This window comes from Methyloglobulus sp. (assembly GCF_040079455.1).
Classification (GTDB): domain Bacteria; phylum Pseudomonadota; class Gammaproteobacteria; order Methylococcales; family Methylomonadaceae; genus Methyloglobulus.
Window position 1 is genome coordinate 18,135 of the sequence record NZ_JBEBKJ010000006.1, and the last position, 23,042, is coordinate 41,176.

Consider the following 23,042-nt stretch of genomic DNA (forward strand, 5'->3'; position numbering starts at 1 on the left):
GCAAAAACTTCACTTCAGAGAATAGTTAATGCAACAAAACCATCAGGAAATGAGATCAACTCCTTGCAATGTCTGTGACGGAACAGATGTCTCCGTACTTGCCAACCATAGCCGCAGTGGCAAACCACTTAGGACAGTGATTTGTAATGATTGTGGCCTGGTATGGGCAGATCCTTTACCGCATAATCCCCGCAGTTATTACGAAGACGACTATAGGGTCGAGTACAAAGGTACGTTCACCCCCAAACCGAAACATATCCTGCGTGCGGGAAAAGTCGCTTTGTACCGACGTAAACTATTGGGTAAATGGATAGCCCAGCCTAAAAAAATCCTGGATGTGGGAACGGGCGGTGGCGAATTCGCTTATTTGCTTAAATCACTGGGGCATGATGTTAGCGGGATAGAGCCTAATAAAGGCTATGCCGAGTTTTCCAGGCAAGAGTACGGCTTGAATATTCAGGTCGGTTTTATTCAGGACATCCAACAACCTGACGAATCTTTCGAGCTAATCACGATCTGGCATGTGCTTGAGCATACTGAAAATCCCTGCGATGTTTTGACTAAGCTACATGCCTTGCTCAAGCCTCAAGGCATTCTAGTGGTGGAAGTGCCGACGATTGAGGCGATATGCCAGTCGCCCAAAAGCACATTCCACGAAGCGCATATTTTCAATTTTAATCTAGCTACTTTGCGAAAACTGGGTGAAAAGGTTGGTTTTACAGAGGTGGAACATAAAATTTCCAAAGATGGCGCAAACATCACGGTATTTTTCCAAAAGAATGCAGCGGTCACTACTAATGATAAGAAGTTAAAAATTCCAGGTAACGCTGAGTACATTACCAATATCGTGAAAAATCATATTGCTTATAAACATTACCTGACCGCATGGCCTTATCAACGGTTTTTGTGCAGGATGAGCAGAATGATGAGTGAGAAATGTGCGATTGCAAATTTTGTTAGTGGTAAGCAATTGCTTGATCGGCTTTATGCTTGAGTACAGGGTTCTACTGTGCTGGGATTTTGAAAAGCGAGTTAACCAATTACGGCTTCGACACCAACGTTGCAAATTGCTTGAGTGGGATAGACTTTTTGCGTTATGTATTGCTGCTGGCTGTTTCTGTAGTAGTTATTCAGCGTTCTAATAATCGATTTACCGACTGCTTCGGCAAGGTTAACGGGGACGGCATTGCCAATCTGGGCATATTGGGAGGTCAGTGAGCCAGTAAATTCCCAATCATCAGTAAAAGTTTGTATTCTGGCATATTCCCTAACCGTAAAAGGCCGTGTCTCTTCGGGGTGGCAGCGTTCCGTTTGTTTCTGGGCAGGCGCACAGGTAAGCGTTAAGCAAGGCTCATCCCAGGAAATTCTTCTCGCCATTCCTGTTTTGCCGCCACTTAAATGAAACGAGCTTTTCATGTAATCTTTTTGCAGGTCAATTGGCAAATCTCACCAATAGCCCCCCGGAGGGATTAACTCCATTATTTCACGCTTGCCCTTTGGATAAGCCTGCCCAGGAGACAACGGTACATCGGTTGGGTATAGCTTGCCTTTTTTCAGTGCATCTCGAATGGTTAATATTTCATTACTCTCAAGCGGCCATTCAAATTTAAGTCCAGTATCTCTTCTCAAGCCAACTAGGAGCACCCTTTCCCTTTTTTGTGGAACACGGTAAAAAATTGCTTTTAATAAACGCGGCGGCAACACGTCGTAGCCAAGTTCATCAAGAACAGCTTTCATCCCTTCAATGGTTTTGCCGTTTTCATGTTGAAGCAGACCTCTTACATTCTCGCCAACACAAATAAGCGGCTGAGTTTCTTTGACTGCTCTAGCAAACTCAAAAAATAAAGTTCCTCTAGCATCTTCAAAGCCCAATCGTTTCCCAGCGAAGGAAAATGCTTGGCAAGGAAAACCTCCCGTTAAAACATCAACTTTTCCTCTGTAGGGTTTAAAGTCAATTTTAGCAACATCGCCTTCAATGACATTCCATTCAGGCCTGTTTTTTCTTAAGGATTCACATGCATTTTTATCAATTTCAGATAGAAGTATATTGGATAATCCTGATTTCTCTAATCCCAGTGCAAGTCCACCTGCGCCGGCAAATAATTCGATAGATGTGTATCGTTTTAAGGGTGGTTCGTCCTCATGTGTAGTTTGTTCCCTAAACATAAAGCCAATTTTTTCAAATTGTTCTAAATCTGTCGATTTATACACGCGGTAATTATTGATTGGATGCCTAACTGGGTTAAGCTTACCTGACTTATCCCAACGTCTGAGGGTTTCTTTGGTGGTTCCGAGCATATCGGCAACTTCAGATAATGAATAAAAATCTTTCACTGATAACCCTGTGTAATGTTGTTGGTTTGGTTATTTTATATGAGTGAGCAATGTTATGCCGCGCTATTTTCATGCCAAACTTATCTGATAATCGAAGAAGCAAGGAAATGTCATGAATGAACAAGAACGCAACGATATATTGGAAAAAGTAAAAACTTGGTTCAGGACAGTTATTATTCCTAATCACATCAAGAACACACTAAAATTAGCCAAGCCGAGTGAGTTTGATATCAACCCTTTCTTAGTCCCCTATATAGCCGCTTTTGACTGGAGAACTCACGCCAGAATCAGTGGCCAAGGCGCTGCTTTATCCCAGGATATTAGGTTCTTCGATTACCACCTCCTTTGGGCAAAACATGCAGACTTTCATTTCCGGGGTGCTGGATTCTTATGGGTCGTTAGTGCCTGGGATCGATATTGAGTTTGTCGATGCTCTTGATGGCAGAAAGAAATACTGTCAAGCGAAGCTTGGCCCGAACACCATCAACAAAGATGATGTGGAAACGATCCATAATCATTTTAGACAAGCCAAAAACTTGGGGCGAACAAATAATCTGCCCGTACAACAACATGATCTTGTTATCGGAATTCTGTATGGTGAACCTGGAAAAGAAAGCAATCACTATAAATATCTGAGGGATAAACACGATTATTCCTTACACATAGGCAAGGATTTTTGGCATCGGCTTACAGGGGATGAGAGTTTCTATACGGGATTGACACAAGCCATTGCTGAAGTAGCCGTGTAAGCAAAAGGTGAGGAATTAATTCAGAAGGTTATTGCTGACCTTTCCCAAAAGGATGAAATCAAGAAATTGGCTGGGAAATAAACTGAATTTAAGGGAAATTAAAATTCCACGCGGGACGGGGTTTGAAACCCCGTTCCTAACGTTTTCGCAAAACTTAAATGACATGGCTGTGCTTAATCAAAGTGAAACCTACAGACGGGGCAACATGCCCGTCTAGCTGAGCCCTGAGCTTGTCGAAGGGCTTAAAAACTTACTTTCATAAGCGGTTTAACGGTTCCAGGATGGGATCATCGTTACTGGCTTTTTTTTCCCTTGCCTTGTTTTCGGTAAACGCTTGCATCAGTTTTTTACCCACCCACTGATTCTTGTCTTTGCCATAGAGTATTTGGTTTAGTTGCGTAATTTCATCTCTTAGCCTTGCATCACAGCAATCTGCAATCGCCCCCAGATTGTTGGCACTAAACTTTTGTTTGCCCCATGCAAGCAGGGCGTTTTTAGCGGCCAATGCATCGTTATCGGCACAGGCTTCCTTGAGATTTTTTATGCTCTCTTTTAAGCTGGCTTCGTACCGATGGCGTTGGGGGTCATCAGCATCTGCACTGAGTTTCTTGGGGTGTCTTTTCAAGAAATAGATTAGGGTAGCCAACCAGCCCAAGGCCAAAAATAAAGATGCCCATAACCAGATGTTTTGCTGCCCAGCATTTGTGTTGACTAGAATCGGGTTGGTTGTCTCAGGCTTTGTGCTGGGCTGGACAGGTGGAATTAATGGCTTTGGTAAGGCATTCGCATCAGGTTGGTTTTCACTTATCCCAACAACATTGATGGTAGTCTCCGGTATACGGGCAATTTCCATGGTTTGCGTCTTGGTGTTAAACCAGGGGACTTCAATTGCTGGTAAAACGTGTTTGCCCGCTATCGATGGTATAAGGGCTATTTTTTCTTGTCTGGATGCCGTAATGCCAGCCGCTAACTTCTGTTCATTCAGGATTGGCTGGTCAGGATAAGCCTTAAAGTTCGCATCCGTTTTAATGGCGCTCAATTCAGGCAGTTGCCCAACTGTCGTGCCAACACCTTGTAGGGTCAAGGTTCTGGTTAACGGTTCGCCGACTTTCATTTGCTGACTGTCACCAGACCATTCTTGTGTTAGTTCGAGTTTTTCAGCGGCAAGCCAGTTTTTGCCGATAGAGCTGGACGGTGCTGGTTTGACATTCAAGGTGACTTCTTTTGATAAAACCCGTTTGGTCTTAGTCATCCGGGAACCGAAAAAATCCCTGAAATCGGGCTGGCGATCAACAATGATGGCGGCTGTCAAAGACAGTGGTTTAATGTTCATTACGCCACTTTTCTGAGGGAAAATGGCGTATTTCCTTTCAGTGACCAGATAGGAAACACCGTTTACCACTGTATTGTAATTACTGTCCTCGCTTAGCTTTTCAATCACGGCATCCGCAAGTTCCGGCTCACTCAATTCGGCTTGAGCGACATCCACTCGCCTGTACAAGCGTACTGTGTAAATGACTTGAGATTGAACATAAGGCTGCTCTGGCGTAGCTTTTACTTCCAGAAATATTTCTTCGTTAGTGTTAACTGCATCTCCCGTTGCTGTGCCTTGAGTGACTACGATAGGAAGTGGGTTGCTGGCATCACTGCCGAACTGTATGGCTGGAATAACCAAATTGCCGGGCTTGTTCGCCGTGACTTCAACCGTCCAGCGGATTGACTTGGTGTAGTTACCGTTGACCCAGGATGAACTGGTGCTTTGGCCTTGGTTAACGATGGCGAAATCTTGTTGGAGCGGCGCAAAATCAGGGTCGCTATCAGGCGTGTCGTTGGCTGTAAAAAATATCTTGAATGATTCGTCAATGCTGACGGGATTGCGGTCAACGGAAGTGGATATGTCGGCGGCGAATGTTTGGTGAGGAGCTATGCCGAAAATCAAAACCAGTATCAACAGGAAGTAACTAAGCATAGTTGCTATCAATGGTTTTTGATGCCTATAGAGTTCGTCATCTCGGCAGGGATTGCCGAGATCCAGGACACATGGATGTGAAAAAAAGTTGCTCCAGATTCTTAAAAAATTGGAGTTATTATTTGGCATTGCCATCCTTGGCATCTGGATTCCGGCAATCCCTGCCGGAATGACGGCATTAATACTTATGGGGCTACCTAAGACCATTGGAAATATGTTTAAACGAAGAAGGTTAATGATTAATTTTATTGGATTCATAGGGTTGTCTTTGTCTTTGCCGTTTCCAATACTTGCTTATTGTCGTCCGCGCTGATCATATTGATACTTGAATTTACGTCTCAATAACCCCGCTGGATCATCTGGAATTCGTTTGAGCCACTGTTCATTGGCTTGTTTTTCTTCATTAGTCATTGCGTCTAAAGGTTTTGTTGATGCCGCATCCGGTTTTTTATCATCTTTTTTAGGATCGGTTTGTTCAGGTTTTGCTGCCTCTGGCTGATTTTTTTGCTCCTGTTTTTCAGCTTCTTTTTTTTCAGGCTGTTGTTCCGCACTTTCTTGTGATTGCTCGGATTTTTGCTCAGGCTTTTTATCGGCTTCCTTTTGCTCGTCTTGTTTTTCTTTGTTTTTATCTTGTTCTGGCTGGCCTGACTTGTCGCCTTCCTTATTTTTCTCCTGATTTTTTTTGTCTTGGGAGTCTTGTTTATTGTCTTTTTTTTGTTGGTTTTGTTTTTTTTCCTGTTGTTGTTTTTGAAGTGCTTCTTCGACTAATTTCTTGTTATATTCAATATCATCTTTAAGTTGCTTATCCGGTGATTTGTTAAGGGCTTTAGCGTAAGCTCCTATAGCTTTGTCATATTCCTGACGAACGGCATAGACGTTACCTTGGTTGTAATCGCCAACGGCGGTTTTGGCATCTTTCATTTCACCTTTTATTGTTTGGTCTGACTTGTATTGAGCGGCTGCTTGCCAATCAGGATTTTCAAATAACTCCGCCGCTTTATCAAATTGCCCGTTGTTGTAAGCTTCTTGAGCTTGCTGGTCTTTGGTTTTCCATAGCTCTTGCCAGTCAAGGGCGTAGCTGTTTTTTGGGAATGGCAATAGCAACAAAAAGACAACACCAAGCAAACCTTTCCTGAAACTCAATGCCGCTAACGGTAGGACTAACAGCAACAGCCAAGGCCCTAAGTCACGCCATTGATCCAACAGCAGGTTTTCATTTTTCTCGCCTTTCACATGTGATTGTGATGCTACCGTCGAAAGCAGGGCTTGAATATCTGCATCATCTGCCGTCAAGGATTGATAAGCACCATTACCTGCCTGAGCCAGTTTCCCTAAGCCGCTAACATCAAGCTTATCAACGATAATACCGCCCTGGTCATCTTTTAAAAAACCGCCCGTGTCCAGGGCAATAGGTGCACCGCCGGAAGTACCTACTCCTAGCACCAGCAGTTGATAAGCGTCCAGCGACCTTGCTTTTGATAAGGCATCGTTAGTGTTCCCACCATCGGTCAGCAGAAGTATTTGCCCTTTCTGCAAACCCGCTTGTTTAAATAGTTCCACGGCTTTTTCTAATGCCCGTGTAGTGTTATTGCCATCGCTGGGCATAATGCCTGTCGTCAACGCGGATAACTGGTTGTCTATAGTTTCGGTATCATTGGTTAGCGGCGTGACAGTGAACGCATCGCCAGCGTATACGATCAACGCCGTTTGTCCATCCTTACGTTGCTTTAAAATATCGGCGATTTTGTAACGTGCCATCACCAAACGGCTGGGTTTGATGTCGGCGGCATCCATCGAACGCGACAAATCCAGCACGATAACCAAAGCCGAATCGTTCCTGAATACGGGCGTAGGCAAGCGTTCCCAAGCCGGCCCTGCCAAGGCGATAATTGCGAACAAAGCGGCAACAGCGCCTGTTACCAGAGGCCAGCGGCTTTGCGCGACGGCCTTATCCTGCAACAGATAAGGCAGCAATGCCTCATCGCAGACGGCTGCCCAGTTGCCGTGGCTCAGTTTACTTCTGACCAGCATGACCAATAAAACTGCATAAGGTAGCAGTGCCAGCAGCAAATAAGGTCTAATGAAATGGAAATCGGATAAGTTCATGACCATTTTGTTTTATAAAAACCTATCAAACCTGACAGGGCTAATGCCAGCCCTAAAGGCCAGTAAAAAAGATCGGTACGTGGACGGAAAAATTGTTTGTCTTTTTCAATGGGTTCAAGCTGATCCAGTAGCATGTAGATATTATTCAATTCCTCGGCATTTCGGGCGCGAAAATAGCGCCCGCCAGTGCTTTCGGCAATTTTAACCAAGGTATTTTCATCCAAATCGGTAGAAGGATTGACCTTACGGGAACCGAAAAAACTACGGACGATCATTTCATCCGCGCCCACCCCTATCGTATAGATTTTGAGTTTATTTGCCGCCGCCAATTCCGCCGCTTTTAAGGGTGACACCTCACCTGCGGTATTCGCGCCATCGGTGAGTAAGATCAAAACCCGGCTGTCGGCAGGCTGATTTTTAAGGCGTTTGATCGCCAAACCAATCGCATCGCCGATGGCGGTGTTATCGCCAGCAAGTCCAATGGCTGATTCATCCAATAAGGTCATGACCGTTTTCCGGTCAAAAGTCAGTGGCGTTTGTAGGTAAGCTTGAGTGCCAAATAGGATCAAGCCCAGCCGGTCACCCACTCGACGGTTAATAAAATCGTTGGCGACATATTTGATGGCAGTCAAACGGTCTACCGCCCGTTTGTTGATGAAAAAGTCTTGCACTTCCATACTACCAGACAGATCCACTGCGAGCATCAGGTCGCGTCCGCTAACGGCCTGTTCGATGGGTTCGCCCAGCCATTGTGGGCGAGTGCAGGCTATGACTAACAAAACCCAGGCAATTGACGCTACCCATAACGGCCACTTTTGGTTTTGTGTGACCGATTTGGTTTCCGCATCGGAAAAATCATCCAGGAACGGGACTTTTAAAGCCGCTTGCTCGACGGTCATTCGGGCAGGGAATAACCAACGCACTAACAGCGGTAGCGGCAATACAAGGAGAAGCCAAGGCCATTCAAAGTGGATCATCGTTTACGTTTGGTTTGGGCGTTTAGCCAGTCTTCACACAGGCTGGTAAGTTGGGTGATTTCCTGTTCCGTTGGCGGGCTTTTTTGGTAAGGTGCATTAGCTAAAAGTTGGCCAATACCCTGTGTGAATGGTGTTCCTGAGACAGAACGGTCAAGAAACTCGAGCCACTGTTGCCCCGTCAACCCAGCGCATTCATTTCTCACGTTTGTGCTAATTGCCGTACGCCGAATAAGCGCAGATAAATCTTTCAGTTTTTGGCTGTTTTCGCCCCGTGTGTCTTGTTTTATTTCCAGAAGAAGCTTTTTTGCGGCCTTAATGGCTGTCTTTCCGGTGACGTATCGATACAGCCAATACATCAATCCAATCAATAAGGGAATCAGGATCGCCAATATCCACCAACCAATTGCAGGTGGCCACCAACCAATTGCTTCAGGCAAGTGAATGTCGCGGAGTGGAAGTTTACCGGATTCCATTTTATCGAGATCCCAATGGATGTCTCAGGCATTGCACAGGATCGGCCTGGGTGCTGCACTGTATCAACGCCACGCCACGCCTTGAAGAAATGCGCTTTATTTTTCGTAGCCTTTCTTCAAAACGAAGCTGGTAGTTAGTTAACCTTTGCTTATCGCTGGTATCAATCAGTACATCCTTATCATCATGAGTAAATCGGTAACGGCCTTGCGTGGGCAGTCCTTTTTCTAGCGGGTCGTAGACGAAGATCAATACCACGTCGCAATGTTCCGATAACTTCAGTAAATAGTTTTCCGTTTGTTCGTTTATGCCGCGAAAGTCACTGATGATATATACCAAGCTCCCTGGCCTGGCATGTTGTGATAACCTGAATAGTGCTTGAGTAAAAGTAAAATCATTACCTTCTGCTATATCAGGAATGACGAGGGCATTCAAGAAATGCAGTACCGAATGTTTACCGTTTTGGGGTTTGAGTTCTTTACAGGATGATTGTGAAAACACCTGTCCGCCTATCCTGTCGCCCTGTTGGTTGGCAACCCAGGCCAGTAAAGCCGCAAGTTTTTTGGCTTGCACGGACTTGAATACGCCACGGGTAGCAAACTGCATAGCCGGACGGTTATCTACGGAAATAAATACGGGCTTTTCGCGTTCTTCCCTGAATAATTTGGTATGGGTTTTACCTGTCCGTGCAGTTACCCGCCAGTCAATACTGCGTATATCGTCGCCCTGTTGATAGAGACGAGTCTCGTCAAACTCCATCCCTCTGCCTTTAAAAGCAGACAGATAGCCGCCGCTTTGTTGAGCACGGATTGTCAAACGGTGCAGGTTTAAGCCAGATGCAGGTTTTGCCAGATCAATCAAAGTCTTTAACGATACCGAAACCAACCCGTTAGTATCTTCAGGCCTGTTGTCAACGTCGATTTTTTTCGCAGAAAACATTACGGTACCGCAATTCTGGCAATGAGTTCCTTGATAACCTGATCGGTCGTGATGCCTTCGGCTTCCGCTTCATAAGATAAAATCAGGCGGTGGCGTAACACATCAAAAGCCAGCTCCTGAATGTCTTCGGGGCTGACGAAATCTTTTTGGGACAGCCAAGCTTTGGCTTTGGCACAGCGGTCTAAGGCAATGCTAGCTCGTGGGCTGGCACCGTATTGCAACCAGCTTGCAAGATCTTTTCCGTACACGGACGGGTTTCGGGTTGCCAAGACTATTTGCAGCAAATAATCTTCCAGGCTATCGGTCATGTACATATCCAACACTTCCTCGCGGGCAGCAAATAAGGTGTTTTGGGTGATGGCTTCAAAGGGCTGCTTAAGTTTTGCAGCTTCGGATCGCGCTTCTGAACGCGCTAAATGCAGAATGCTTTTTTCATGTTCCGCTTTTGGATAATCCACCTTAACATGCAGCAAAAACCGGTCTAGCTGGGCTTCCGGTAAGGGATAAGTGCCTTCCTGCTCAATCGGATTCTGTGTTGCCATCACCATGAATAGCTGCGGCAGCGGGTAAGTGGCCTGCCCCACCGTAATTTGCCGTTCTGCCATAGCCTCCAACAAAGCCGCCTGGACTTTTGCCGGAGAACGGTTGATTTCGTCGCCCAGGATCAGGTTATGGAACAATGGCCCTTTCTGGAATTCAAACGTGCCTTGCTGGGGACGGTAGATTTCAGTCCCGGTCAAATCGGCTGGCAACAGATCTGGAGTAAACTGCACCCGATGAAAATCGCCTTGGATACCTTTGCTGAGTACGTTAATGGCACGGGTTTTGGCCAATCCTGGCGCACCTTCAACGAGAAGGTGGCCATCGGCCAACAGGCCAATCAACATGCGCTCAACCAGAATTTCCTGGCCGATAATTTCTTGGTTGATGTGGGTTTTTAGGCGAATTAGGGCGGATTGCGTGGTGCTGGTTTGGTGTTGTTCTGACATGATATTTGTTTGTATAATCTAAATTATCGAACTGGTAACTATCGCGTTTAGGGTTAAAGCACGAAAGTAAGGTGTCAACGTCCTAAACAATATTTATAGAAAAAGGTTCAAAATTGAATAGATAAGGTTGCTTGGCATGAAGTTCAAGTAGGTGCTTTCAGTGGTGTGAGTCGCTATAATAACGGCTATTTTAATCGGGTTTCCACAACCGCGTTAGTAAATCGTTGTTACAGCGGGGATCGAGTTGCAGCAACAGGTCGATGCCAAAAAAGTTGGTCTGGTGGCCTGTGCTTGTGGGCGTTAACATATTTTGATCCTTTCGACTGGGAAACAGGGGGTTATTTTATCATTTCCGGTTGATTGGTTGTGGGTTATTTTGGTAAATAATTATAGGTTTCAATAAGATGGGTGGTTTTTCAGGGTCGACTATGTACACACCACGGGCATTTTTCCTTCGCGTCGGGAACAAAGGCATTGCAATGCTCGAAGAAGCCTCGCCATGGCCAGTCGCAACCGCAGCTAAACAACCAGCCACAAATTGCCACAATGACTATGAAGGCTAAAAGTATGCTTATACCTATCAATGGTAGCCAAGATCGGATTGCAGAATTCATAGGAAACATTACTCTTGATTGCTTTTCCTTTCATCGTATTGAGAACTATGGGCGATGTTTTCTACAACTGCGAGAATAGTAATTCGCCGCAGCAATAACCAGCAGACCAAGCTGATCGTTGCAAGCACTAGGTCTTCGATGACGGTTGACCATGTGAGTGACCGCGCTAGAAAAACGCCAAAGCAGCCACAATTGGGAAGTGCAATGCCACGCAAGAGCGTTGTAAAAGCAAGGGTGGCGTAGCCCAGATGGAAACCTAATGTCGCAAGTATGCTCTTGCTGAGTTCCCGACCACACAGAATGTTGAGGCCAATAATTAGCTCCAATAAAGAAAATGTGAGGGCAAACCCTAGAAGCGCGAAATCAGGTATACCCAATTGATAGCTATTTATTACCTGTGCAAAACCACGATTATCCAACAGTTTACCTATTGCAGTTACAACAAAAAGTAGGCCCAGAAAATAGCGAAATGCTAGTAAGGTGTAGCGTGTAATCATCGCGCTGAATTAGCAACATTCCAATCGTAAGGTATGAAATCGATTACGTAATCTTTAGGTATTTTCTCCCGTGAGTAAAGATTTACATAGGCGATAAGCGATGGGGTTTCTTTGCTTATAAAGTCGTCGGTATAAAAATCCAGCAATTCACTCAAATACACGGTTTTTAAGGAGTGGTCGATACGCAGATTGCGGTTTTCTGAAAAAAACTTTCGCGTTTCACGATCTAACGCCTGATATAAATTAGCAGCGGAGAATGGTATTTTCGGCAAAATTGGGCAGCCGGATGCACTGCAATTTAAGGCGAAATGCACACGCGGATCCTTTAGTTTACGGATAACATCGTTTTCGTATGAATATAACGACATCTCCTTGCCGCCAATAAGGAAGTCTCGCAAATAAAAAAAACGAACTTTAGCCCAGCCTTCGTGTGTTTTTGGGATATTGGATGCAAGTACGTTATACATCGACAAGGCGTTATAGCTATTGATGTAATGCGCTAAACGTACATTCGGATTACTTATTGAACTTGCTGGAAATTGTGCGACATAAGCAATGTAGTAATACAAATCGCCAGGTTGTTTTTGTAGGGCGGGGAAGTCTACTTCTCCGCTTTCGTTGACATAAGTGTGTAACACCCGTGCGTATGCGTCTAATGGGTTGTCACTACGTTGTATTGACTGAGGTTCGGGAATCGGAACTAAGGTCGTGCAGCCGTGCAACAATACGAATGCTATTAACAGTGCAGTCGCGTTTAATTTTCTCATTGCAGTTCGTCAGGAGCCAAAATTATATCGTTGTTCAGGTCGGAGTCGGTAGAAACGCTAGCATAGCTGCTATCTCTCATGGCATTTGCACGGGTGCGTCCCCTAAGGAATTTGATGGGATATATTTTGGGGTTGACTTGATGCGTTTCAAGCCCAGTTGTTGGTATCGTTTTCCCCGTCAATGGTTGCCATAAGTGTTCCCCCTCAGCCCCGCTCACGGCAATTGGTTTCAAGATGTATTCATCGCGCTTGGCATTGTGCAGGCACATGGAGATTGGCCCATCTTGAGAAGCCACCATAAAGATGCAAGCTTTGATGCGGTCATGTTCCAAGTGGCAAGCATCCATAAAGTTGTGGATGAAAAAAGTCAATTTCTCAATTTTACCGCGTGCCGCCCACAAATCCGCTTTCGCTGACCAGAGATTACGCACCAGCCACTGCAGCCCTTTTTTCCACAAAAGCGGCGTTTTTATAAAAGCAAGGCTAGCAACCACGAAGGCTGAACGTCGATCTGTACGCGAAAAATTAACTTTCGCGGTTGCATTTAGCAACGGTACAGTGAAACCAGGATCATCGAAAAAATCATACAAATTGCCATTAATAGAAAATGCCATGGCATAGCGGTTACAACTGGGATGTCCAACTGTCAACGTGTCGAAACGCAATGCCCTGTCCGCTCCAGACTGGATATGTTCGATCATCGTATCGGGCGTAATGCCCTGATGACGGTCACGTAACACGCCTCGCCCAGTATCAGCCTGGAGCTGAAACGAAACCAAACTAATCACGTCTGTGTGTTTGCGGAAAAAACGCACTAACGTTGGGACTTCATGAAAGTTCTCGTCATAGACAGTGGTGTTGAAGAACGCGGCTAACGGCAAGCCTCGGACACGGTCAATGTATTTCTCACGAATTTTATTGAGCTCTTCTTCGCTGTTAAAGCCTTTACGCTGTTGGGTCATATCGACGTGAAAAGCCACATCAACGAGTCCCACAGCGCATAGGTCGGACAACAACTCGCGGGTGGCGAGAATGCCATTGGTAAACAACGATGCCCGCAAGCCTTTTTCAGCAATACGTTTTACGATTTGAACCAATTCTTCGCGCTTGCGTAAAGTAGGATCACCACCCGAAACTTGCACATCGGTATTTTTGCCGTAATGTGCTTCGATCATGTCGATGCGTCGGAAAACTTCCTCTAGTGGAATATCGCGTACGGCTTCCGAATGTTCGGAAAGATAACACAGCGTACAATCTAAATTGCAGCGCTGAGTAATCTCCAGGGATACGCAACCGACAGACCAGCGGCGTCCTGCTATTTGCGACGGTGTCCATAAGCCGACATCATCAAGGCGTTGGACAAATGGCTCGTAGCGTTGGCTTGGTTCTGGTATGTCAGAGTAAGGAGGCCAGTCCAGGATTTCAGCCGGGCTTAAATAATTGATCTCAAGGCCGTCAGCAGAATAAATCATTTAATATCGCTAACCTTTGTCACTTGATTTCAAGCGGGACGGGCAAATTGCTGCGCCCCGCATGTGTTCAAAATGTAGGTGTAAAGGGAGCTATTCCGCCAACTGCTGTATCCCATCCAGCAACCACTTGGTTTGCTTGGGGTTGCTTGGTTTAACAAAATGCCATACTTCCCGCACTTGTCCGGCTTGGGCATCATGGTCTTCGCGCATGACGGTGTCGAACAGGACGACGACTTCGATTTCGTTGCCGATTTCACGCACTTCCAAGATTTCAGCTTCCAGCTTTAGGATGTCGGTGTGGTTGTCTTCGGTTGATGCGTTGATTTGGTCTTGTATCTCGGCGAAGACTTTATCGGTGGTTAAACCCCTGATTTCAGCCAAATCGCGTTCATCCCAAGCTTTTTGCAAGTTTTTGTAGGCGATTTTTGCGCCAGCCAAGAAACCTTGTTCATCAAAACCTTCGGGCATTACGTAAGTGTTAAAACCGGCATCTTGTTGTGTGCTTTGGTCTGACAAATCAGCCGATTTTTTGTTTTTATCAAACAGAATGTCGGTATTAAAGCCTGTCGAGCTGCTTTGTGTCGATTGGTCTGGATGTTGTTGGTAGTTGGAGGTGGTGTCTTGATAACTGTCATTGCTGGTTCGACCGCTAGGTTGCCCAAAAACAGGTCGCTGTGCAGAAGCCTTACGCGCCGCAAACATTCTGTAGAGGAAAAACGCAATGCCGCCAAAAACCAGCATATCCATAAAGTTAAGGCCATGAAAGCCGCCGCCCATAAACATGGAGCCTAATATGCCACCGATAGCCAAACCTCCCAACATGCCCATCAACCCACGATTGGCCCAGCCTGGACGCGCCGCCGCTGGTGATTGTTTGCCCGCTTGTTGTTGTGTGGCTGAACGTGTGGGTGCTGCCGAACGTTGGTAAGGTGCGCTATAGGAAGACCTGCCGCCAAACGAGCTGCCGCCGCCGAAGCGTCGGGCTTCTGCATCATTTAAGCCTGCAAAAACTAAAAACAGGGAAAGCAACGCGCTAAAAAGTATGCCAGTTTGGATTTTCATAAATTCCTCAAAGTTAAATCGTGCATCACTAAGATGGGGGAGAATGGTAAAAGTTTCAAGTTGTTAATTATGCCTTTATAGAATAACATTGGTCTATGTTACTCCATCTTCGCAAAACTCTTATGCTTGTATTGGCAATGTTGCAATTTTTTGCACCATTAGTCCATGCACATACGGGCGGTAAAAACTTCAATCAGGGTTTGCATATGCCCGGACTTGAGTCTTACCTTGCCCATCAAGATGCCCCTGTTTTGCACAATGTCAATGTTGAGTGGGATGCTGAAGGCTTGCTGGTTATGGTTGATACTGGCATTAAAAGTACCCAGGATATTTCTGTAGCCAGCATAGATAGCGGTTTTGCACTGTTACCCTCCAATCAATTACAGGTCTCTGCCTTACCTGAAACTGACAATAATTTCTCTCCGCAACATCAGTCGTTTAGTTTTCGAAGACTACCCCCTTTATTCTCTCCTCGCGCACCTCCTGCTCAATAATCTACGGTTTTTTGTCCTGATTAGGACGCGTTTGCTTTTTAGATTATAAAATTCGCGGTTTTCCCGCATTGAGCTTGCTATGTTTGTTTCAAACCTTATTACCAAGGTACTAACAGTGTTTTTGCTGATCGCTACCGTTGCGGCGGCAGAACCTAAACCCACTGTTGCCCATGAAGATCCCATTGAAATTGATAAATCGCTAACTTTATCCAAAGTAGTTGATTTAACTATGGAAAAATTCCCCGATATGGCTTGGCTCAATTCTTTGGAAGAAGAGGCGGTAGCCATTAAGCAACGCGGGGAAAGCTGGACAGCAGGCGCGTCCCAGGCAGGGCTGCGCTATCAGAACATGACCAGTGGAACCGTAAATTATGTCGATGCGACGGTGCAAGTACCGTTGTGGAACTTGGGTCAGCGCGATGCTGAACAAGAGCGTGGCATAAAAGCTGAAAACAGCGCCGACCTCCAATCCGCAGCAACCAAACTACGTATTGCAGGATTGGTAAGAGCTGCATTATGGGATATGGAGCTACAAAAAATCCGCTATGAACAAGCCCGCGCAGAAATCAATGTTTTTGAGCAGCTATTAGCCAAAGTTGAACGACGAGTTGAATTGGGCGATTTGCCCCGCGCTGATGTATTGCTGGCGCAAACCGAATTGCTGCAAAAGCTTTCAACCTTAACCCAAGCAGAAGCTGAATTAATGCACGCCCGTAAGCGGTATTCCAGTATCACCCAATTGACCAAAACCCCAGCCATTTACCAGGAAAAATTAGTCGCATTAAAAAAAATTGAGTTTAACCACCCTATTTTCGTAGCCATTAATAGTCAGATCGAACGAAAACAGGCTGAAATTAAAGCACTTAAGTTAGTGGGTTCAGGACAAACCAATCTTACTGTCGGTGTTAATAGTGATAGGACTCAAAACAATGATCCACGAAGCAATCAAACCGAGAGTTTTAATGTTGGCGTAAACATTCCTTTTGGCGGAGCAGAGCATCTTCAACCGCAAATTGCAGCCCAAAATGTAGAGCTTAATCGTTTGATAGCAAACCGTGAGCAGCTTTTCCGGGATTTAGAGCTTGCCCATCATGAGGCGGAACACAATCTGGAAGTCAACCAAGCAGAACTTGAAATCGCTAATGAATTGAAGCGGGTGGCCGAAGAACATTTGGGAATGATGCAACTTAGTTTTTCTGTGGGTGAACTTAATCTGATGGATTTGTTGAAGACACAGTCCAGAACACAGCAAGCAATTCTAAGTGCAAAAGAACGCGCAATCATGCTTGAGCGCGATATTGCGCTCTACAATCAGGCGGTAGGAGTGTTGCCATGAGTAAGATAAAAATTTTAGTTTTTGTCTCCACATTGGGCTTAGCTATTTTTAGCCCTATTTCCTGGGCGGTCGGTAATTTCATCCAGCTTACGCAGCAACAGTTTGATAATCTTGGCATAAAAACTGGCAAGTTAGAACCTGCCAGCCATATCCCCTTATTTACAGCCCCAGCGAAAGTAGTCGTTCCACCTGCAAATGATTTTGTCGTGAGCACATCGCAAGCAGGTCTAGTCGTTAAGGTGAATGCTTCGGTAGGTGACAAGGTTGCTAAAGGCGAGCTTTTAGGTCTAGTTAACAGCCCTGATTTGCTGACTTTGCAGGGCAATTATCTTAAAGCCGTTGGCGCACTAAAACTGGCCTCTGCCACCTATAACCGAGATAAAAAATTACGTAAAGAAGGCGTTATTTCGGGTCGAAACGAGCAAGAGGCGTTTAGTTTATACAACGCCTCGATAATCGACATGAATGAGGCGAAACAACTGCTCCAATTTGCCGGAATGACCCCAGCAAACATTAAACAACTAGATAGCACAGGTCGTTTTGTTAGCCAGATCAGCGTAAAGTCACCCATTTCAGGCAGAGTGCTTGAACGCATGGTGGTTTCCGGTACCCGCGTGGATGCCATGGCACCGCTCTACCGCGTAGCCAATCTTGATGAGCTTTGGCTGGAAATCAATATTCCTCATGAACACATCAGCGATATAAAAATCGGCGATCAAGTTCAGGTGGAAAACACCTTGGTAGAAGCCGAAATTACAGTATTAGGTCAAAGCGTCAATCCAGAAAACCAGACGATTCTAGCTAGGGCAGTCATTAAAGATAAGCAATCTAAAGGCAACCAGCCTTCAGTTCGTGTTGGGCAAAAAGTGACGATTCAAGTTATCCAGGATACCGATACTGAAACGTATAGACTGCCCGATGCTGGCATTGCTCATAATGACGGAAAAACGTATGTTTTCATTAGAGATAAAAACGGTTTCAAGATTAGCGAAGTCGCTATATTGGGCAAACAATCCGACGGTTCGGTTATTAGCGGCACTTTTTCCGGCAATGAGGACATTGCAATCAATAATGCAGCGACACTCAAGGCTTTGTGGCTGGGCTTAGGGAGCGGTGAATAATGGCCAGCCTGATACGATTCGCGCTTAGCCAGCGGATACTCGTCCTGTTAGCCGTGTTCTTGCTGGCAGGTGGGGGATATTATGCGTTTAAAAACATTCCCATCGACGCTTTTCCTGAAGTCTCCCCCACACAGGTAAAAATTATCGTTAAAGCGCCCGGCATGACACCTGAAGAGGTTGAAGCCAGGATTACCGCACCTATCGAAATTAATTTGCTGGGTATTTCGCACCAAACCATGCTGCGTTCCATCGCCAAGTATGCGTTAACTGATATTACTGTCGATTTTGAAGAAGGCACGGATATTTTTTGGGCGCGTCAGCAGATTGCCGAACGCTTGAATACTTTATGGGGCGATTTGCCGTCTGGGGTTTCCGGCGGTATTGCACCAATGACTACGCCATTGGGGGAAATGTTTATGTTTTCCATCGAAGGTGGCGGCTTAAGTCTGATGGAAAAACGGGACTTACTGGACTGGGTTATCCGTCCAGCACTCAGAACAGTTCCTGGTGTCGCCGATGTGAACTCATTGGGCGGCATGGTCAGGAGCTTTGTCGTGATGCCTGATAACGCACGTTTGGCAGCGCGTGGGATCAACATGGACAAGTTAATCAGCGCATTGCAAACCAATAACCGTAATGATGGCGCGGGACGCATCACAGAGGGCGAAGAAGCACTGATTGTTCGTGCCGAAGGTCGCATTAAAACCCTGGATGATGTGAAAGCGATTGTGGTGGATAGCAATCAAGGGATGTCGATTACCGTTGACGACGTGGCTGATGTTTCGATTGGCGCTTTGACACGTTATGGTGCGGTCAGTAAAGACGGCAAAGGCGAAGAGGTAACGGGCTTGGTATTGAGCTTACGCGGCGCGAATGCTCGGCAAACCATCGTCGGTATCGAGGAAAAGTTAGCAGAAATAACGCCAAGTTTTCCTGAAGGTGTGCAAGCCAAAGTTTTTTATAATCGCGGCAATCTCGTAGATAAGGCTGTTGATACGGTATTCCACGCCCTTATGGAAGCCATCGTACTGGTCGTGATTCTGTTGATATTGTTTTTGGGTAACCTGCGGGCGGCGCTTACTGTGGCATTGGCATTGCCGATGGCAGCGATGGTGACCTTCATTCTAATGAAGTTTGCGGGAATGTCAGCTAACTTAATGAGCCTTGGCGGCTTGGCAATAGCGATTGGTATGTTAGTCGATGCGGCAGTGGTCGTGGTCGAAAACATCATCACCCATCTGGCGCATAAGGAAAAAGCCGAACGCTTACCGCGCTTGCATGTGATTTACCGAGCCACCCGCGAAGTTGCCGTTCCGGTAACATCCGGCATCCTCATAATCATAATCGTGTTTTTGCCTTTGCTGACCTTGCAAGGCTTGGAAGGCAAGTTGTTTACGCCAGTCGCCTTAACCATCGTGTTTGCGCTGGGTGGCTCGCTGATTTTATCGCTAAGCGTCATTCCCGTACTGGCTTCGTTTTTGCTCAAGGAAGTCACGCATGAAGAGCCCTGGTTACCACGAAAGTTATCAAGTCTCTATCAACCAGCGTTGCTTTGGAGCCTGGACAATAGCAAAAAGATTTTCTTCATAGCTGGCGGATTGCTGCTCGTGACCACTTTAGTATTTACCCAGATCGGTAGCACTTTTATGCCGACAATGGACGAAGGCGACATCATTGTGCAGGTCGAAAAATTACCGTCGATTACCTTGGAACAATCTGTTGCCTTGGATGGGCAAATACAAAAAGTTTTGTTAAAGAATGTGCCGGAAATTACTACCGTTGTTGCCCGTGTCGGATCCGATGAATTAGGGCTTGATCCAATGGGGCTCAATGAAACCGACACTTTTTTGGTGCTTAAACCCAAAGCCGAATGGCAGGTGTCTTCAAAAGAAGCGTTAATCGAAAAAATTCGCGCCGTCATGGAACAAATGCCAGGAATTTCCTTCGGTTTTACCCAGCCTATAGAAATGCGGGTTTCCGAGATGTTGACGGGTACGCGGGGCGATTTGGCGGTTAAATTATTCGGTTCCGACCTTGCTGTGCTGGAGGAGAAATCTAATGAAATCGTCGATATACTCAAACATATTGAAGGCTCAAGCGATGTATTCGTTAAACAAAATAGTGGTATGCAATTTCTGCAAGTGACCATAGACAGGTCGGCAGCAGGTCGTCTTGGCTTGGATGGCGATAGCATCGAAAATCTATTACGGGCGCAAATTGAAGGCTTAAACTTAGGCGTAGTGCAGGAAGGCATTAAGCGTACGCCCTTAATTGTGCGTGGCAACAGCACCATAGCCAGTTTTGATAATCTGCAAATCACCTTGCCAAATGGCAGTCATGTACCCATCACAGCAATTGCCCATTTGAAAAAAGTTGAGGGCGTTGTTTCCATTGGACGGGAGCATGGCGAGCGGTTTACGGTTGTCCGTAGCAATGTCGATGGGCGGGATTTGGTCGGTTTTGTTGAAGAAGCTAAACAAGCCGTTGCCGAGAAGGTAAAATTGCCCACAGGTTATACCGTCGCATTCGGTGGTCAATTCGAAAACCAGCAACGCGCGGCAGCTACGTTGTCGTTGGTTATTCCGGTCGCACTAGGGTTGATTTTTCTGTTGTTGTTTTCAACCTTCGGTTCGATGCGACAAGCGCTATTGGTGCTTTCCAACATTCCCTTAGCGATGGTCGGCGGCGTGTTTGCGTTATGGTTGTCGGGCGAATATCTATCAGTCCCCGCCTCGGTAGGATTTATCGCGCTGCTAGGTATCGCCGTACTGAATGGCGTGGTGATGGTCAGCTATTTCAACCAGCTTTTGGTAACAGGTATGGACATGGCTAAAGTCGTGGTTATCGGTTCAGCCCGGCGTTTAAGGCCAGTCATGATGACCGCCAGTATAGCCGCCTTTGGTTTGATCCCCTTGCTGTTTGCCACCGGCCCCGGCTCGGAAATTCAACGCCCCTTAGCAATCGTGGTCATCGGTGGGCTGGTATCTTCCACATTTTTGACCTTATTTTTATTACCTATCCTGTTTAAACGGTTTGGCTTAGCCAAGGTGGTTGCATAATGAACAAAGACTGTTTGGTTATAATCAACGCGCCTTCAAGCCTAGAGGAAATGCTGGTTGATTGCCTGTTGACATTGGAATCTGAACACGGCTTCAACAGCTTTCCCGTCAACGTGCATCATCATGAAAACAAAGGCCTATCGCTGGCAGAGCAAGTCAGTGGTCGTCAGAAGCAAATTTGTTTTCAGATACATATTGATGAGGATGGAGCAAGGCTTTTATTAAAGCGGTTGAAGGAGGAATTTGAAGGTGCGGGGATTCAGTATTGGGTAGTGCCGATGTTGGAAAGTACTGAAATTTAGTCATTCTGTTATCTACCAAGAATTCTTTTAATAATCACCCTCTCCTTCTAGGGGAGTGAATCATTGATTTGCAGGCTTTTGGGCTATAAATATGTCTTGGATAATCCAAAATATGGACATCCGGTTTCTCAAGCTCGGCGATTGCATTGGTAGCAATCCATTTTGCTGGTTTGCTATCCGTAACTAGAATGCGCTTAGCAGTGAGTATCGCCTTTTTATTGAGATCGATATTTCTTTTGCCAACATTGCGAAGTGCCCAGTTGATGGCCTTTTTAACATATATTCGGTCGTCATTTGCTTCCCGCTCAATGACTGGGAGGAATTGCTCAAACACTTCGTTGCCCGACGTTTTGTCTGCAAAACCATAAGCCGCCATGATGACAAAACCAGCCCGTTTAATGAATTCATGCTCATTCTCAGACCATTCAAATGCCTTGGCTAAACCATGCTTACTTTTGGTGAAAAATCCCATGCAGAATGAATCACAGATTTCCCAGTTCTCAAATGTCATTACCCATTGATCCATTTGCCCTTCCGTAATGCACATTGGGTCGTAAATTTTGCTACACAGTATTCTTGCTTCATAAATGCCCGTCTCAAATAAGGCGTGGGCGAGATTATTATCACGTCCAATTTCCATAGTTAAATCCTTTAGGTCTTTGTGATAAACGCCCAGAGAATTCTGGGCTTTGATACCAAACTTTCGTTCCTTAATTACTATTTTCTCTGGGTCTGCCAAAGCTTGCAATCGTGTTATCACTTGCTGCAAGTTCATGGCTTTTCAGCATTTATCTTGATGGCCTGATCGATATAATACTTAATATAATCAATATTTAAAGCACTCATTGACAGCACTCGCATGACTTTTCCAGTGTCAGTCAGCAAGCTATATTTATCCTCCATACAAGTGCCTTTAAGGAAGCCAATATCGATTCCATGTGGCATCGTTCGCATATGACAGATTCCGCTTTTATCATCGGAATAAGTGGTTATCCGATCTTTTTTTATTTCCTTCAGCTGGTAGTATTCGACTAGCAATTTACGTGCGGACATAAAAAGTGCTTTATGCTCTGACTTCATATCAATATCGAATTGCATATTTTCCCCTTTCTATGGCTAACATAAGCTGCGTGACCTTTGTTAGTCATTCGATGTCTTGTCAACTTTTTGCAAAACCAAAAGCCGATTATTGGCCGGCATAGGGTTGTCATTTAATAACCTGAGTCCAGCAATCTCTGCTAACGCTATCACCGCCTCAAAATCCCTGATGCCGCTCAAAGGATCACGGCTTTTCAACCACTGATCGAAATTGGCGTTACTGTCGCTGGTGTACTTGCCGTTGTAATTAAATGGCCCGTAAATACAAACCCGTGCCAACGGGTTTAGATAGGTTTGGAAACGTTTAAACAATATTTCAACCTGTTGCCAGCTCATGATGTGCAAAGTATTGGCAGTAAATACCGTATCCATCCCATCACAAGGCCAGACAGAATCGGTGACATCAAGGGCTATTGGCAGGTTAAGGTTAGTCAATTGCACCTCTTCCCGCCATGCGTTGATGCCAGGGAGATTCCCCACCACGTCCGTAGCTTGCCAGATAAGATGCGGAAGCTCGCTGGCAAAATAACACGCATGTTGCCCCGTACCGCTGCCGATTTCCCAAACAGTTGTTGGTTCACTGAATATCTCCCGAATGACCGCTAAAATAGGTGCTTTATTGTTTTCGCAGGCTTGGGAGTAGGGTTTATTGACCACGTTTTGATTTCCATATTATTTTTGTAAAA

General features: G+C 45.6%; 24 protein-coding genes. 9 read left to right on the top strand and 15 right to left on the bottom strand.

Features of this window, described 5'->3' with window-relative positions:
* The first annotated feature begins 28 nt into the window (after window positions 1-28).
* Window positions 29-994, top strand: coding sequence for a methyltransferase domain-containing protein (locus ABL924_RS02590; protein WP_349025504.1), 966 nt, complete (start codon window positions 29-31; stop codon window positions 992-994).
* Window positions 995-1,032: 38 nt separating this feature from the next.
* Here the strand turns inward: ABL924_RS02590 and ABL924_RS02595 are convergent, their stop codons facing one another.
* Both ABL924_RS02595 and dcm read right to left on the bottom strand, forming a co-directional pair.
* Window positions 1,033-1,416, bottom strand: a complete 384-nt coding sequence (locus tag ABL924_RS02595) for a DNA cytosine methyltransferase (protein ID WP_349025505.1) — start codon at window positions 1,414-1,416, stop codon at window positions 1,033-1,035.
* Window positions 1,417-1,446: 30 nt separating this feature from the next.
* Complete coding sequence (gene dcm, locus ABL924_RS02600) at window positions 1,447-2,334, bottom strand: DNA (cytosine-5-)-methyltransferase (RefSeq protein WP_349025506.1); 888 nt, start codon at window positions 2,332-2,334, stop codon at window positions 1,447-1,449.
* Between the two features lie 112 nt (window positions 2,335-2,446).
* On the opposite strand from dcm, the gene ABL924_RS02605 reads away from it, so the two are divergent.
* A complete protein-coding gene (locus ABL924_RS02605) occupies window positions 2,447-2,755 on the top strand; it encodes a hypothetical protein (protein ID WP_349025562.1) in 309 nt (102 codons plus the stop codon).
* A complete protein-coding gene (locus tag ABL924_RS02610) occupies window positions 2,667-3,083 on the top strand; it encodes a PmeII family type II restriction endonuclease (RefSeq protein ID WP_349025560.1) in 417 nt (138 codons plus the stop codon). The genes ABL924_RS02605 and ABL924_RS02610 overlap by 89 nt, the downstream gene beginning before the upstream one ends.
* Before the next feature lie 256 nt (window positions 3,084-3,339).
* Here the strand turns inward: ABL924_RS02610 and ABL924_RS02615 are convergent, their stop codons facing one another.
* From ABL924_RS02615 to ABL924_RS02640, 6 genes are read right to left on the bottom strand one after another with little or no spacing between them, the layout of a single operon-like run.
* Window positions 3,340-5,310, bottom strand: a complete 1,971-nt coding sequence (locus ABL924_RS02615; protein ID WP_349025507.1) for a BatD family protein — start codon at window positions 5,308-5,310, stop codon at window positions 3,340-3,342.
* Window positions 5,311-5,346: 36 nt separating this feature from the next.
* Window positions 5,347-7,158 (bottom strand): VWA domain-containing protein, encoded by a 1,812-nt coding sequence (locus tag ABL924_RS02620; protein WP_349025508.1) that lies wholly within the window; start codon window positions 7,156-7,158, stop codon window positions 5,347-5,349.
* Window positions 7,155-8,135: a VWA domain-containing protein gene (locus ABL924_RS02625; protein ID WP_349025509.1), complete on the bottom strand. Its 981-nt coding sequence runs from the start codon at window positions 8,133-8,135 to the stop codon at window positions 7,155-7,157. The genes ABL924_RS02620 and ABL924_RS02625 overlap by 4 nt, the downstream gene beginning before the upstream one ends.
* The gene (locus tag ABL924_RS02630) at window positions 8,132-8,608 is read right to left on the bottom strand and encodes a DUF4381 domain-containing protein (protein WP_349025510.1); all 477 of its coding nucleotides are present in this window, start codon (window positions 8,606-8,608) and stop codon (window positions 8,132-8,134) included. The genes ABL924_RS02625 and ABL924_RS02630 overlap by 4 nt, the downstream gene beginning before the upstream one ends.
* Before the next feature lies 1 nt (window position 8,609).
* Window positions 8,610-9,545 (bottom strand): DUF58 domain-containing protein, encoded by a 936-nt coding sequence (locus ABL924_RS02635; RefSeq protein WP_349025511.1) that lies wholly within the window; start codon window positions 9,543-9,545, stop codon window positions 8,610-8,612.
* Entirely contained in the window at window positions 9,545-10,534 is a 990-nt protein-coding gene (locus ABL924_RS02640; RefSeq protein WP_349025512.1) for a MoxR family ATPase, read from the bottom strand. Before ABL924_RS02640 ends, ABL924_RS02635 begins: the two co-directional genes overlap by 1 nt.
* A 428-nt stretch (window positions 10,535-10,962) precedes the next feature.
* Here ABL924_RS02640 and ABL924_RS02645 point away from each other — a divergent pair, with 428 nt between their 5' ends.
* Complete coding sequence (locus tag ABL924_RS02645) at window positions 10,963-11,097, top strand: hypothetical protein (protein ID WP_349025513.1); 135 nt, start codon at window positions 10,963-10,965, stop codon at window positions 11,095-11,097.
* 59 nt (window positions 11,098-11,156) lie between these two features.
* Here ABL924_RS02645 and ABL924_RS02650 read toward each other — a convergent pair whose 3' ends face one another.
* The 4 genes from ABL924_RS02650 to ABL924_RS02665 all read right to left on the bottom strand — a co-directional run bounded on the left by ABL924_RS02650 (window position 11,157) and on the right by ABL924_RS02665 (window position 14,946).
* Window positions 11,157-11,645 carry a MauE/DoxX family redox-associated membrane protein gene (locus ABL924_RS02650; protein ID WP_349025514.1) on the bottom strand — a complete coding sequence of 163 codons (489 nt, stop codon included), beginning with the start codon at window positions 11,643-11,645 and terminating at the stop codon, window positions 11,157-11,159.
* On the bottom strand, window positions 11,642-12,412 hold the full coding sequence (locus ABL924_RS02655) for a DUF547 domain-containing protein (protein WP_349025515.1): 771 nt from the start codon (window positions 12,410-12,412) through the stop codon (window positions 11,642-11,644). Before ABL924_RS02655 ends, ABL924_RS02650 begins: the two co-directional genes overlap by 4 nt.
* Window positions 12,409-13,884, bottom strand: coding sequence for a radical SAM protein (locus ABL924_RS02660; RefSeq protein WP_349025516.1), 1,476 nt, complete (start codon window positions 13,882-13,884; stop codon window positions 12,409-12,411). Before ABL924_RS02660 ends, ABL924_RS02655 begins: the two co-directional genes overlap by 4 nt.
* A gap of 90 nt (window positions 13,885-13,974) precedes the next feature.
* Window positions 13,975-14,946 carry a TIM44-like domain-containing protein gene (locus ABL924_RS02665; protein ID WP_349025517.1) on the bottom strand — a complete coding sequence of 324 codons (972 nt, stop codon included), beginning with the start codon at window positions 14,944-14,946 and terminating at the stop codon, window positions 13,975-13,977.
* A 122-nt stretch (window positions 14,947-15,068) separates the two neighbouring features.
* Between ABL924_RS02665 and ABL924_RS02670 the strand changes: the two genes are divergently transcribed.
* The 5 genes from ABL924_RS02670 (at window position 15,069) to ABL924_RS02690 (ending at window position 21,258) form a co-directional block, all read left to right on the top strand.
* Complete coding sequence (locus tag ABL924_RS02670) at window positions 15,069-15,440, top strand: hypothetical protein (protein ID WP_349025518.1); 372 nt, start codon at window positions 15,069-15,071, stop codon at window positions 15,438-15,440.
* A 79-nt stretch (window positions 15,441-15,519) separates the two neighbouring features.
* Window positions 15,520-16,776 (top strand): TolC family protein, encoded by a 1,257-nt coding sequence (locus ABL924_RS02675; protein WP_349025519.1) that lies wholly within the window; start codon window positions 15,520-15,522, stop codon window positions 16,774-16,776.
* Entirely contained in the window at window positions 16,773-17,897 is a 1,125-nt protein-coding gene (locus ABL924_RS02680) for an efflux RND transporter periplasmic adaptor subunit (protein ID WP_349025520.1), read from the top strand. Before ABL924_RS02675 ends, ABL924_RS02680 begins: the two co-directional genes overlap by 4 nt.
* Window positions 17,897-20,956: a CusA/CzcA family heavy metal efflux RND transporter gene (locus tag ABL924_RS02685; RefSeq protein WP_349025521.1), complete on the top strand. Its 3,060-nt coding sequence runs from the start codon at window positions 17,897-17,899 to the stop codon at window positions 20,954-20,956. The genes ABL924_RS02680 and ABL924_RS02685 overlap by 1 nt, the downstream gene beginning before the upstream one ends.
* Window positions 20,956-21,258 carry a DUF3240 family protein gene (locus ABL924_RS02690; RefSeq protein WP_349025522.1) on the top strand — a complete coding sequence of 101 codons (303 nt, stop codon included), beginning with the start codon at window positions 20,956-20,958 and terminating at the stop codon, window positions 21,256-21,258. The genes ABL924_RS02685 and ABL924_RS02690 overlap by 1 nt, the downstream gene beginning before the upstream one ends.
* 34 nt (window positions 21,259-21,292) lie before the next feature.
* Here ABL924_RS02690 and ABL924_RS02695 read toward each other — a convergent pair whose 3' ends face one another.
* The 3 genes from ABL924_RS02695 to ABL924_RS02705 are packed head-to-tail and all read right to left on the bottom strand — an operon-like array spanning window position 21,293 to window position 23,013.
* On the bottom strand, window positions 21,293-22,033 hold the full coding sequence (locus ABL924_RS02695) for a DNA alkylation repair protein (RefSeq protein ID WP_349025523.1): 741 nt from the start codon (window positions 22,031-22,033) through the stop codon (window positions 21,293-21,295).
* A complete protein-coding gene (locus tag ABL924_RS02700) occupies window positions 22,030-22,356 on the bottom strand; it encodes a hypothetical protein (RefSeq protein ID WP_349025524.1) in 327 nt (108 codons plus the stop codon). Before ABL924_RS02700 ends, ABL924_RS02695 begins: the two co-directional genes overlap by 4 nt.
* Before the next feature lie 42 nt (window positions 22,357-22,398).
* Window positions 22,399-23,013 carry a DUF938 domain-containing protein gene (locus ABL924_RS02705; RefSeq protein WP_349025525.1) on the bottom strand — a complete coding sequence of 205 codons (615 nt, stop codon included), beginning with the start codon at window positions 23,011-23,013 and terminating at the stop codon, window positions 22,399-22,401.
* Between the last annotated feature and the right edge of the window lie 29 nt (window positions 23,014-23,042).

Excerpts from the sequence above, each read along its gene's own strand:
- ABL924_RS02595 (WP_349025505.1), bottom strand. The coding sequence starts at position 1,416 with ATGAAAAGCTCGTTTCATTTAAGTGGCGGCAAAACAGGAATGGCGAGA.
- ABL924_RS02635 (WP_349025511.1), bottom strand. The coding sequence starts at position 9,545 with ATGTTTTCTGCGAAAAAAATCGACGTTGACAACAGGCCTGAAGATACT.
- ABL924_RS02640 (WP_349025512.1), bottom strand. The coding sequence starts at position 10,534 with ATGTCAGAACAACACCAAACCAGCACCACGCAATCCGCCCTAATTCGC.
- ABL924_RS02590 (WP_349025504.1), top strand. The coding sequence starts at position 29 with ATGCAACAAAACCATCAGGAAATGAGATCAACTCCTTGCAATGTCTGT.
- ABL924_RS02605 (WP_349025562.1), top strand. The coding sequence starts at position 2,447 with ATGAATGAACAAGAACGCAACGATATATTGGAAAAAGTAAAAACTTGG.
- ABL924_RS02620 (WP_349025508.1), bottom strand. The coding sequence starts at position 7,158 with ATGAACTTATCCGATTTCCATTTCATTAGACCTTATTTGCTGCTGGCA.
- ABL924_RS02630 (WP_349025510.1), bottom strand. The coding sequence starts at position 8,608 with ATGGAATCCGGTAAACTTCCACTCCGCGACATTCACTTGCCTGAAGCA.
- ABL924_RS02650 (WP_349025514.1), bottom strand. The coding sequence starts at position 11,645 with ATGATTACACGCTACACCTTACTAGCATTTCGCTATTTTCTGGGCCTA.
- ABL924_RS02665 (WP_349025517.1), bottom strand. The coding sequence starts at position 14,946 with ATGAAAATCCAAACTGGCATACTTTTTAGCGCGTTGCTTTCCCTGTTT.
- ABL924_RS02670 (WP_349025518.1), top strand. The coding sequence starts at position 15,069 with ATGCTTGTATTGGCAATGTTGCAATTTTTTGCACCATTAGTCCATGCA.
- ABL924_RS02645 (WP_349025513.1), top strand. The coding sequence starts at position 10,963 with ATGTACACACCACGGGCATTTTTCCTTCGCGTCGGGAACAAAGGCATT.
- ABL924_RS02675 (WP_349025519.1), top strand. The coding sequence starts at position 15,520 with ATGTTTGTTTCAAACCTTATTACCAAGGTACTAACAGTGTTTTTGCTG.
- ABL924_RS02660 (WP_349025516.1), bottom strand. The coding sequence starts at position 13,884 with ATGATTTATTCTGCTGACGGCCTTGAGATCAATTATTTAAGCCCGGCT.
- ABL924_RS02700 (WP_349025524.1), bottom strand. The coding sequence starts at position 22,356 with ATGCAATTCGATATTGATATGAAGTCAGAGCATAAAGCACTTTTTATG.
- ABL924_RS02690 (WP_349025522.1), top strand. The coding sequence starts at position 20,956 with ATGAACAAAGACTGTTTGGTTATAATCAACGCGCCTTCAAGCCTAGAG.
- ABL924_RS02615 (WP_349025507.1), bottom strand. The coding sequence starts at position 5,310 with ATGAATCCAATAAAATTAATCATTAACCTTCTTCGTTTAAACATATTT.
- ABL924_RS02625 (WP_349025509.1), bottom strand. The coding sequence starts at position 8,135 with ATGATCCACTTTGAATGGCCTTGGCTTCTCCTTGTATTGCCGCTACCG.
- ABL924_RS02695 (WP_349025523.1), bottom strand. The coding sequence starts at position 22,033 with ATGAACTTGCAGCAAGTGATAACACGATTGCAAGCTTTGGCAGACCCA.
- ABL924_RS02655 (WP_349025515.1), bottom strand. The coding sequence starts at position 12,412 with ATGAGAAAATTAAACGCGACTGCACTGTTAATAGCATTCGTATTGTTG.
- ABL924_RS02680 (WP_349025520.1), top strand. The coding sequence starts at position 16,773 with ATGAGTAAGATAAAAATTTTAGTTTTTGTCTCCACATTGGGCTTAGCT.
- ABL924_RS02685 (WP_349025521.1), top strand. The coding sequence starts at position 17,897 with ATGGCCAGCCTGATACGATTCGCGCTTAGCCAGCGGATACTCGTCCTG.